This is a genomic window from Myxococcota bacterium, assembly GCA_039030075.1.
Lineage (GTDB): Bacteria > Myxococcota_A > UBA9160 > UBA9160 > SMWR01 > JAHEJV01.
Window position 1 is genome coordinate 1 of record JBCCEW010000049.1, and the last position, 10,671, is coordinate 10,671.

At 69.0% G+C, this 10,671-nt stretch carries 10 protein-coding genes and 1 tRNA gene; 2 read left to right on the forward strand and 9 right to left on the reverse strand.

The annotated features are described in order from the left end of the window. The first annotated feature begins 85 nt into the window (after window positions 1-85). Window positions 86-161: transfer RNA gene (locus tag AAF430_26410), tRNA-Glu, on the forward strand. Between the two features lie 152 nt (window positions 162-313). Then, window positions 314-901 (forward strand): 3'-5' exonuclease, encoded by a 588-nt coding sequence (locus AAF430_26415; protein MEM7413790.1) that lies wholly within the window; start codon window positions 314-316, stop codon window positions 899-901. A 27-nt stretch (window positions 902-928) separates the two neighbouring features. Here the strand turns inward: AAF430_26415 and AAF430_26420 are convergent, their stop codons facing one another. The 9 genes from AAF430_26420 to AAF430_26460 all read right to left on the reverse strand — a co-directional run. Continuing rightward, complete coding sequence (locus AAF430_26420) at window positions 929-1,105, reverse strand: hypothetical protein (GenBank protein ID MEM7413791.1); 177 nt, start codon at window positions 1,103-1,105, stop codon at window positions 929-931. A gap of 121 nt (window positions 1,106-1,226) precedes the next feature. Continuing rightward, window positions 1,227-1,880 carry an RNA polymerase sigma factor gene (locus AAF430_26425; GenBank protein MEM7413792.1) on the reverse strand — a complete coding sequence of 218 codons (654 nt, stop codon included), beginning with the start codon at window positions 1,878-1,880 and terminating at the stop codon, window positions 1,227-1,229. 235 nt (window positions 1,881-2,115) lie between these two features. Continuing rightward, on the reverse strand, window positions 2,116-2,694 hold the full coding sequence (locus tag AAF430_26430; GenBank protein MEM7413793.1) for an RNA polymerase sigma factor: 579 nt from the start codon (window positions 2,692-2,694) through the stop codon (window positions 2,116-2,118). Window positions 2,695-3,075: 381 nt separating this feature from the next. Continuing rightward, complete coding sequence (locus AAF430_26435) at window positions 3,076-3,564, reverse strand: hypothetical protein (GenBank protein ID MEM7413794.1); 489 nt, start codon at window positions 3,562-3,564, stop codon at window positions 3,076-3,078. Beyond that, a complete protein-coding gene (ppdK, locus tag AAF430_26440; protein ID MEM7413795.1) occupies window positions 3,561-6,323 on the reverse strand; it encodes a pyruvate, phosphate dikinase in 2,763 nt (920 codons plus the stop codon). The genes AAF430_26435 and ppdK overlap by 4 nt, the downstream gene beginning before the upstream one ends. After that, window positions 6,320-7,675 (reverse strand): glycine--tRNA ligase, encoded by a 1,356-nt coding sequence (locus AAF430_26445; GenBank protein ID MEM7413796.1) that lies wholly within the window; start codon window positions 7,673-7,675, stop codon window positions 6,320-6,322. Before AAF430_26445 ends, ppdK begins: the two co-directional genes overlap by 4 nt. Window positions 7,676-7,711: 36 nt before the next feature. Further along, the gene (gene recO / locus AAF430_26450) at window positions 7,712-8,518 is read right to left on the reverse strand and encodes a DNA repair protein RecO (GenBank protein MEM7413797.1); all 807 of its coding nucleotides are present in this window, start codon (window positions 8,516-8,518) and stop codon (window positions 7,712-7,714) included. Beyond that, complete coding sequence (locus AAF430_26455) at window positions 8,515-9,174, reverse strand: helix-turn-helix domain-containing protein (protein ID MEM7413798.1); 660 nt, start codon at window positions 9,172-9,174, stop codon at window positions 8,515-8,517. The genes recO and AAF430_26455 overlap by 4 nt, the downstream gene beginning before the upstream one ends. Before the next feature lie 62 nt (window positions 9,175-9,236). Continuing rightward, the coding region (locus AAF430_26460) for a long-chain fatty acid--CoA ligase (GenBank protein ID MEM7413799.1) at window positions 9,237-10,671 on the reverse strand (1,435 nt) is incomplete at its 5' end.

Consider the following 10,671-nt stretch of genomic DNA (forward strand, 5'->3'; position numbering starts at 1 on the left):
ATTCGCGCGCCGATGCAGGGTTCGCGTGGGCGCGGACCGGTGCTCCGGCGATCTGCGCCGGGCGTGCTAGTTTTCGGCCGCCCGCGCTCCCATCGTCTAGCGGTTTAGGACGCAGCCCTCTCAAGGCTGAGACACGGGTTCGATTCCCGTTGGGAGCGCCACGCCACCCCACCTGGGCACCCCGCGTTCCTCCGGAGCAGATCTCCGTTCCCCGCCGCGTGAGCGACGTTTGCGGCTGCACGGCCCGATCGGGTCGTCATTCGAGCCGCGCAGCCAGCTTCGCCGGGAACGGGCAGCCAAGGAAGGACAGCGCGTGGCCGAGTTCGTGTTTGCCTGGATGGACTGTGAGTTCGGGGGGCTCGACCCAGAGCGTCACGACATCACCGAGGTCGCGGTCATCCTCACCGACTACCGGCTCGCCGAGCTGGGTTCCGGCGAGTGGAAGATTGCAGCCCGGGCGGACCGGATCAGCGCCGAGGCGGCGGCCATCAGCGGCTACACCGCGGAAGCCTGGGAAGGCGCACCCCATCTGCGCGAGGTGCTCGCGGCCATCGACGAGCTGCTCCCCGACGACAAGACCGTGGTCCCCGCTGGCCAGAACGTCCGCATGGACGTCCAGTTCCTGGAGCGGGCGTATCGCAACTGCGACCACCCCTACCCCTTCGACTACCACGTGATCGACCTGGCCAGCCTCTTCTATGGCTGGTCACTGGTCGCGGGCGAGCCGGTCGCCGCGCTCTCACTGCGACAGGCTGCCGTCACCGCGGGCCTGATCGAGGGCTCGGTTCCGCACCGCGCCATGGCGGACGCGCGCCTCACCCTCGAGACGTTCCGTCACTATGTCGATCGGCTCATGCTGCGGCCGCCGAGCGACCAACCGACTCCCACCGTCACGCCCTAGGCAAGCGCTCCGGCAAGGGGGCGGTGGTCAGTGGCGGTCCGAGTCCGGGCCGTACCGATCTTGCACGAGCGCCCACAGCCGCTCCCGCAGCCGTTCCTTGAACTTCGGGTCCGCCGAGGACTCGAACAGGTCGGCTTCCAGGAATTCGCGGAGTTCCTCGATCGAAACGTCCGCGAGAACTTCTTCGTCCACCATTGCAGCCATCGATTCAGCGTGTTCCTGATTCCAGTCTTTCTGAGTGGGCCCGGAGCTGGATGCTCCCAGGCGCCACCATCGCGAGCTACGCGCGCGTTTCACCCCGTCCCCCTCCGGACGGCCCGAGTGGTCAGTTCGGGCCTGCCCGATCCGCGTCCACCGCTTCGACGATCAGGCGCTTCACGCGGTAGAGGCTGGAGCGTACCGCGTCGTTGGAGCGACTCATGCGTTTTGCGATGTCTTGAATCGGAAGATTCTCGAAATGTCGCAAGGCAAAGACCTCGGCCTGCCAGGACGAGATCGAACCCAGGCTCTCCTCGACAGCCTGGGCACAGCGTTGGAAATGCACGTGCTCCTCAGGGGTGCACGCGTCGAAAGTGTGGGCGTTTCGCACGAGCTCTTCTTCCGCGCGCTCGATGCGGTTCTCCCGCGCCTTGGAGCGGCGCAGGTGATTGTTCACGTTGTTCTTCGCGATCCCGTAGATCCACGAGAGCAGCGCCGAGCGCCCGGCGAAGGCCTCGACGGACCGGAAGACGGCGAGGAAGGTCTCTTGCGTGACCTCCTCCGCATCCGCGCGGTTGCGCATGCGGGCGTAGGCGAAGTGGTAGACACGGTCGAAGTAGCGCTCGTAGAGCACCGTGAAGGCGGACTCGTCGCCGGCGCGAATGGCTTCGAGAAGCTCGGCGTCCGAGGGCGAAGGGGTCGCCCGGGAGCGCGAGAGCGCCGGATTCGGGACAGAGGTGTCGGGGTCCGCGTGAGCAGATGCAGCGTGGGGCCGGGGCAACGGAGAGTCCTCACGTTGTCCTTCCCAGGCCGCAGCGACGCGTGAACGTCGCTACAACAAGAATGTGGCCTTTCGTCTGATTCGGTGGCAAAAAAACCGTGTCATGGGAGGTACACCCAGGGGGACCGCGTTCCCGGTGGCGGACGGAACCCTCCCGGGATCACCGCGTCAGGCGCGCGGTGGGCCGGGCCGGGTCGGCCGCAGAAAGTCCGGGGCGAATCGGACCTGAGTGGCACTAAGCAATCAGGGATTCGAGACCGGGAGCACTCTGGGCCAGGGCACGGCGCATCCGATAGAGGTTGGCCTTCACGGCATCCTCGGACTTGCCGAGCGCGCGGGCGATCGTCCGGATGGACTGACGCCGCAGGTGCTTCAGGTGGAAGATCCGACGCTGCAACGGCGTCAGGTCGTTCTGGATGGCGTGCTCGCAGATCGCGAGCATGCGTCGCGCCTCGACCACCTGATCGGTGGGGGCCCAGCGACCCGCGATCTCACGCGCCTCGGGCGCGTCGAGCGACTCGATGCGCGGGCGGACCTTGCGGAAGCGCCGGTTCACCGTGTTGCGCGTGATCCCGAAGATCCAGACGATCAGCGGCGCGGTGCCCTGATAGCTGTCGAGCACGTTGAAGACGGTGAAGAAGACTTCCTGGGCGACATCCTCGGCTTCACCGGGATCTCCCAGGCGCTTCAGCGCGAAGCGGTAGACGCGCGGGTAGTACGCGTCATAGAGCTGTTCGAAGTGCTCGCGACTGCCACTGAGGATGTGGCGAACGAGCTCGGCATCACTGGACCAGGGGGTGTTCGACTGCGCCAAGACGCTTCTCCTGCGTCTTCACGCGCCAAGGCCGTGGAATGGGGGGAAGAGCCGATCGGACTATGGCGGGGTTGCTCCGGCTGAGGGGCCGGGGCGAGAGGGATCACCAGATCCCGATCGGTGGTGCAGGCTCTTCGGGTCCTCCGTACGACACTTGCGCGAGAGACGGATGGGCTTTTCAAGAGTGGTGGACGACGGCGTCCGCTGCGAAGTCAATGCAGCGTCCGTGCCATCCGTCACCCGATGCGCAAATCGAATGCCCAAGTCACCGGTTTGATGGAGCAAAGGGCGCTTGTGGCGAAAACGTGAAAAGCCCTTCTCTCCCGGGGGGTGTGGGAAATCTCGTTCCCTTTGTGTGGACACCGGTTCTCACCGGTGCGCTCACAGCTTGCCCGGCAGGATCCACCAGATGCCGTCGGCGCGCTCCCAGCGGTCGGTGCGCACGATCTCTCGCGCGCCCGGACGCAGCGGACGCCCGTCGTCGCCGTGGAAGCGGACCAGCACCTTCGCCGTCTCCGAGTCCTCGAACAGGAACTCGAGCACCTCGATCCGCGTGGGGCGGCTCTTCTCGAAGTCGGCCAGGGCCAGATCCTCGGCGAGGTCGGCGTAGTAGTCGAAGAACAGATCCAGCGACCGGAAGTGGTCGCGCATGATGAAGTCGTTGTAGGTCTCGAGGGTGTTGAAGCGGCGGTAGGCCAGCCGGAGATAGAACCCCTCGGCCCGGCGCCGCAGCGACAGCACGCGCTCGGAGTCCACCGCAGTCGCCCCGGACTCGGGCGCCGCGATCGGCGGCGGCGCCCCGGCGCAGGCCGCCGACAAGGCGAGCACCATTGCCCAGAGCACCGGCGCGCCTCGGCGCCGGACGCTCACGCGCGCTCCGCGAGTGCCGCCTGGGCCGCGGCCAGCCGCGCGATCGGCACCCGGAAGGGCGAGCACGACACATAGTCCAGGCCCGCGCGGTGGCAGAAGGCGACGCTCTTCGGATCGCCCCCGTGCTCGCCGCACAGCCCGAGCTTCAGACGCGGCCGCGTGCGACGGCCCCGCTCGATCGCCATCTCGACGAGCACGCCGATGCCGTCCTCGTCGATCGAGGTGAACGGATCGTCTGCGAGCACGCCGCCTTCGAGATAGGTGGGCAGGAAGCGCTGGGCGTCGTCGCGGGAGAGCGCGTAGGTCATCTGGGTCAGGTCGTTGGTGCCGAAGGAGAAGAAGTCGGCCGACTCGGCGATGCGATCCGCGGTGAGCGCCGCGCGCGGCACCTCGATCATGGTGCCGACCTTCACCGGCACCCGGGCACCGACGAGGATGCTGCGCACCTCGTCCTCGACCAGTGCGCGCAGGCGCGATAGCTCGGTCGCGTGGGACACCAGCGGGATCATGATCTCGGGAGTGAGCTTACCCCCGGCTTCGGCCACCTGACGGGCGGCTCCGGCGATCGCCCGGGCCTGCATCTGGTAGATCTCGGGAAAGGTCATGCCGAGCCGACAGCCCCGGTGCCCGAGCATCGGGTTGAACTCGCGCAGGCCGTCGATCTTCGCGCGGACTTCGGCCACGTCGGTGCCCAGCGCACGGGCCAGCTCGCGGATCTCTGCCTCACTGTGAGGGAGGAACTCGTGGAGCGGAGGGTCGAGCAGGCGGATCGTGACCGGCATCCCGGCCATCGCCTCGAAGATCCCGACGAAGTCCGCGTGCTGAACCGGCTGCAGCTTCTCGAGCGCGCGGGCGCGGTCCTCGCCGTCGGAGGCCAGGATCAGCTGGCGCACCACCAGGATCCGGGCGGGCTCGAAGAACATGTGCTCGGTGCGGCAGAGCCCGATGCCCTCGGCTCCGAACTCACGGGCGACCTCGGCGTCCTGGGGCGTGTCGGCGTTGGTGCGCACGCGCAGCCGCCGGAACCGATCGGCCCACTGCATCAGCTCGTCGAAGGCGCCGCCGAGCTGGGGCCTCACAGTCGGCAGTCGGCCCGCCATCACCTCGCCGCTGCCGCCATCCAGGGTCAGCGCGTCGCCTTCGCGAAACAGCCGATCGCCCAGGCGGATCTGGCCCTCGACCTCGTCGACCTGGAGCGACGAGCAGCCGACCACGCAGCTCTTGCCCATCCCCCGCGCCACGACGGCCGCGTGGGACGTCATCCCGCCCCGCGAGGTGAGAATGCCCTCGGCCGCGTGCATCCCGTGGATGTCGTCCGGCGACGTCTCGTTGCGCACCAGGATGACCTTGTCGCCCGCGCGGGCACGTGCCTCCGCCGCGTCGGCGGACAGGGCGATCACGCCGACCGCGGCGCCGGGCGACGCGGGAAGACCCCGCGCGATCGGCTCGCGGGGCGCACTCGGGTCGAGGGTCGGGTGCAGCAGGTTGTGCAGGGTCTCCGGATCGACCCGGGCCACCGCCTCTTCGCGCTTGATGCGGCGCTCCTTCGCGAGATCCACCGCGATTCGGACGGCCGCGGGTGCGGTGCGCTTGCCGTTGCGCGTCTGCAGGAGCCAGAGGCGGCCACGCTGGATCGTGAACTCGATGTCCTGCATGTCGCGGTAGTGCCGCTCCAGGCGGCCCGCGATCTTCACGAGTTCGCGGTACGCCCGCGGCATCTCTTCTTCGAGGGTCGGCAGGTGCTCGGTTCCGGCGACGCGCCCCTCGGCGTTGATCGGTCCGGGAGTGCGGATCCCGGCCACCACGTCCTCGCCCTGGGCGTTCTTCAGGTACTCGCCGTAGAAGATCTTCTTGCCATCGTTGGGGTCACGCGTGAACGCGACGCCGGTGGCGCAGTCGTCGCCCATGTTCCCGAACACCATGGCCTGGACGTTGACGGCGGTGCCGAGATCATCGGCGATCCCGTTCAAGCGCCGGTAACGCACCGCCCGCTCGTTGTGCCAGGAGCGGAACACGGCCTCGACCGCCCCCCACAGCTGGGTCTCGGGCGACTCCGGGAACGGCGCCCCGGTGTGCTGGGCCACGATCTCCTTGAACTCGTCGACCAGGCCACGGAGGTCGGCGGCGGAGAGGTCGGCATCGAGCGCCACCCCGGCCGCGTCGCGGCTCGCCTCGAGGCAGCTCTCGAATCGCTCGTGGGGAACGCCGAGCACCACGTCGCCGTACATCTGCACGAAGCGGCGATAGCTGTCGTAGGCGAAGCGCTCACCGGCCTGCGCGGCGAGCCCCTTCACGGTGGCCTCGCAGAGCCCGAGGTTGAGCACCGTGTCCATCATGCCCGGCATCGAGACCGGGGCCCCGGAGCGCACCGACACGAGCAGCGGCTGCTCGGCGTCACCGAAGCGCGCCCCCACGACGCGCTCGACCTTGGCGAGGGCCTTGCGCACCTGGGCGGCGACTTCGCGGGGCAGCCGCCCGCCGGACGGGCCGAAGCGGTGGGCCACGGGGGTCGCCACCGTGAAGCCCGGCGGGACCGGAATCCCCAAGCGGGTCATCTCGGCGAGGTTTGCGCCCTTGCCACCCAGCAAAGCGCGCTGCTCGGCGCGGCCGTCGGCGCGTCCGTCCCCGAAGAAATAGACGAGTCGCTTCGGTGCCGTCGTCTTCTTGGGGCTCGTCTTCCGGGCGCTCGACTTCGCGGCCGGGCGCTTCGCCCGGGTCGCGCGCTTCTTCGCCGGTCGCTGGCTCTTGCGCACCGTCACGCGGACAGCTGGTCGTCGAGGTAGCGCGCCACACCGTCGAGCGGAATGCGCTCCTGGCTCATCGTGTCGCGCTCGCGCACCGTGACCTTGCCGTCTTCCTGGGTGTCGAAGTCGACAGTGACGCAGAAGGGAGTGCCCGCCTCGTCCTGGCGTCGGTAGCGGCGCCCGATGTTGCCAGCGTCGTCGTAGAAGACGTTCAGCCGGCGGCGCAGCTCGGCCTCCAGCGCATGGGCCGGCTCGGCCAGCTTCTTCGACAGGGGGAGCACCGCCGCCTGCAGCGGAGCGAGCGCCTTGGGAAAGCGCATCACCAGGCGGGTCTCGCCATCGCCGAGATCCTCCTCGGTGTAGGCATCGACCAGCAGCGCCAGGCAGGTGCGGTCCACGCCCACGGACGTCTCGATCACCATCGGCATGTAGTGCTCCTTGGTATCGGGATCGGTGATACCGAGGTCCTTGCCCGAGTACTCGCTGTGTCGCGAGAGGTCCCAGTCGCCGCGATCGTGGATCCCCTCGATCTCCTGCCAGCCGAAGGGGAAGAGGTACTCCACGTCGACGGCGGCGCGCGCGTAATGGGCGAGCTCGTCGGCTTCGTGGGGTCGCGTCCGCACGTGTTCATCGTCGAAGCCGAGCTCGCGATGGAAGGCGAGACGCTCAGCCTGCCAGTGCTCGAACCACTTCTCGCGCTCGCTCGGGTGACAGAAGAACTCGAGCTCGGCCTGTTCGAACTCGCGCGAGCGGAACGTGAAGTTCCGCGGGTTGATCTCGTTGCGGAAGGCCTTCCCGATCTGTGCGATGCCGAAGGGGATCTTCTGGCGCGCCGCTTCCCGGACCCGCTTGAAGTCGTTGAAGATCGGCTGGCAGGTCTCGGCGCGCAGGTACGCCACCGAGGCCGCGTCCTCGGACGCACCGATGCGGGTCGACAGCATCAGATTGAAGCTGCGCGGATCGGTGAGATCGCAATCGACCACCTGGCGCTTCTTCGGCGCTTCGGGACAGGCGACGCCATCGAGCTGGTCCGCGCGGAAACGACGCTTGCAGGTGCGGCAATCGACCATCGGGTCACTGAAGTGCTCGACGTGGCCCGACGCCTCCCAGGTGCGGGGGTGGGCGATGATCGCGCTGTCGATGCCCTCGACGTCGGTCCGGCCGCGCACCACGCGCTGCCACCACAGGGACTTCAGGTTCTGTTTGAGTTCGGCGCCCAGCGGACCGTAGTCCCAGAAGCCGTTGATCCCGCCGTAGATCTCGCTCGAGGGGAAGATGAAGCCGCGCCGGGCGCACAGGGAGACCAGGTCTTCCATGCGCTCGAGGCGGCGCCGGTTCGGCGCAGAGGCGGTTTGCTCGCTCGACATCGGGTCCTGAGGGTGTTGGAGGTGGCGGGCGGCGGATTATACGGGGCCCGCCACGCGGCCGCCGGCGGGCAGCACGCGCTCGAGGAAGCGCTCGCTCTGGAGCTCGACCCCGACGTGGAAGCGTTGGAAGCGCCCGACCAGCCGCTGGGCCTCTTCGAGAGCCTGGGCCGAGAAGGAGAGCCGGCCCAGACGCTCGGCGTCGAGGGTCAGCGCCTGATCGAGAGCGCGCAGCGTGCCGAGGTGCACCGGGACGACCCCGGTACGCCGTGACGCGCAGCCCCGGCAGACCGGGCCGCCGTCGGCGACGTGGAAGCCCAGGGCGGCCTCGCGGCCGAGGTCGTCGCCACAGCCCACGCAGCGCCGCAGCTCGGGACGGACGCCCAGCGCATCGAAGACCCGCAGTTCGAGGATCGTGCGCAGCGCGGGGCTCAAGGGCTGCGCGGCGACCGTGCCGAGCGCATCGAGCGCGAAGCGGTAGAGGCGCCGCATGTCCCGGGCGGCACCGCCGTCCGGGGCCAGCCGGTCGAGGAGCTCGAGCAGGTAGCAGCCCAGCCCGAAGCGCACCGGGTCGTGCCGCAGGGGCGCGAAATGGTGGACCAGCTGGGCCGCCTCCAGGCGGCTCATCGCCCCGCCCCGCTTCACGGCGATCTGGACCCGCAGGTGGTTGAACAGGTCGAGGGTGCCGCCGAACCGCTTCACGCTGCGTCGGGCGCCCTTGGCGATCGCGGTGATCCGTCCGTACTCCGGCACCAGCAGGTGCAGGATCCGGTCGGACTCCCCGAACTCGACCGAACGCAGGACCAGGGCGTGGGTCTTCTCCGGGCGACGGCCGGCCCGGTTCAGGGCGCACCCGCGTCGGCTGGAGCGGCCGGCGGCGCGGCGTCGCGCTCTGCGTCCACGAGGTCGGCGCCCACGGGACCGGCGGGAGCGTCCGCCGGTGCGACCGCCTCCGTTGCCGCGTCGGGACCCTCGAGGGCCGCGGTCTCGGCGTTGGCCGCCTCGATGACGCGCTGCCAGCGCGGATCGGTCTCCGCCTCCTCGGCGAGCACCCGCACCGGGTCGCGACGCAGCACCCGGTCTTCGGAGTTCGGATCCGGGGTGGCCGTGAGCCAGCGGGCGGTCTCGCGAACCGCCCAGCCCGCCGCCGCGAGCAGCACGCCCCCGACGACGAAGGCGGCGACGGCGGCCTGCAAGCGACGGCGGCGGCGCTGGTCCTCGTCGACCGCGCTCGGCTCGCCGAGCAGGCGCATCACTGCTTCCTGAGGGTCGAGGCCCAGGTCCTCGGCGACCGTGCGGACGAAGCCGCGCACGAATCCGTCGGGCTGGTGGTCGAAGGCACCCGACTCCAGGCGTTCGAGGTTGCGGCGCGGGATCCGCGTGCGCGCCGCGAGCTCGTCCAGACTGATGCCCCGCAGCTTCCGCTGGGACATCAGGTAGTGGCCGATCGACGAGTTCGTGTCGGCCTCGACGTGCTCCGGTCCCGGCTCCTCTCCCCGCATGACCCCAGGATAGGTCGCCCGGGATCGGAGACCCACGGGCGGCTCCCGCGTCGGCCGGATCGCTACTGGGGAGCGGGCCCCGGGAACTGCTCGCGCAGGATGCGCTTGAGGATCTTTCCCGACGGATTCCGCGGAATCTCATCGACGAACTCGACCGCCACCGGCTGCTTGAAGCGGGCGAGCTTCCCCTGGCAGTAGTTCAGAATCGCGTCGGCCTGCAGCGCCGCGTCGCCTCGCACCACCACGGCAAGCCCCGACTCGCCCCACTTCTCCGAGGGCATTCCGATCACCGCCGCATCGGCGACACCGTCCATGCCCAGAATCACGTTCTCGACCTCGGCCGGGTACACGTTCTCCCCGCCGGAGATGATCATGTCCTTCTTGCGGTCCTGGATGTAGATGCAGCCGTCCTCGTCGATGGTCGCCACATCGCCGGAACGCACCCAACCGTCGACCAGCGTCTCGGCGGTGGCGTCGGGGCGATTCCAGTACTCCCTCATCATGTGGGGCCCAGCGATCCACACCTCACCGGCTTCTCCGGGAGCAACGTCGCTACCGGACTCGTCGACGACGCGAACCTCGGTGTGCACGAACGGACGTCCGGTCGAGCCCATCTTGTTCAGGGCGTCGTCCGGGCTCGTGAGACAGGCCGGTCCGCAGGTCTCGGTCATCCCGTACACCTGGTGGATTGGAATGCCCATCGCTGCGTAGTCCTGGATCGTCGCGACGGGAACCGGCGCGGCGCCACTCATGATCCAGCGCAGGGAGCTGCGGTCGACTTCGTCCTTCGCGGGCACCTGGAACATGAAGTTCAGCATCGCCGGCACGGCGAGCATGTTGTTGACCTTCTCCTGCTCGATCAGCTTCCAGGCGAGCGTCGGATCGAACGCGCGCAGGATGATGTTGCTGATGCCGCGGTGCACGTTGCCCGTCATGGGCGTCAGCGCTCCGACGTGGAAGAGCGGGAGGGCGACGATGTAGCGATCGCCGAAGGCGACCTCCGAAGTCGCCATGATCGTGAGCGAGCCCCAGAGCGCCGTCGAATGGGTGTGGACCACGCCCTTCGGCAGCCCCGTCGTGCCCGACGTGTACATGATGTAGAGCAGGTCATCGTCCTCGGCGCCGATCTCGGGCTCGTCCGCCGACGCCGCGGTGCACGTCGCCGCGTAGTCCTTCGCGAACCCGGCCGTCTCGGTGCCGTCCTCGGCCCCGATCTGCAGGTAGGTCGCGATCGTCGTCGCACCCTCCCCCTGCCCGGACAGTTTCGGCCGGGTCTGCAGGTCGCTGACCGCGGGGAGGAACTCGTGACCGAAGACGAGCGTGGTCACGCCGGAATCGCCCAGGATGAACTCGAGCTCGTCGGCAACCAGCCGCCAGTTGAGCGGCACACAGACGGCCCCGATCTTCGCCACCGCGAAGAAGGTCTCGAAGAACTCGATGCTGTTCATCGCCAGGAGGCCGACGCGATCTCCCTTCGTGACACCGAGGCCCAGGAGG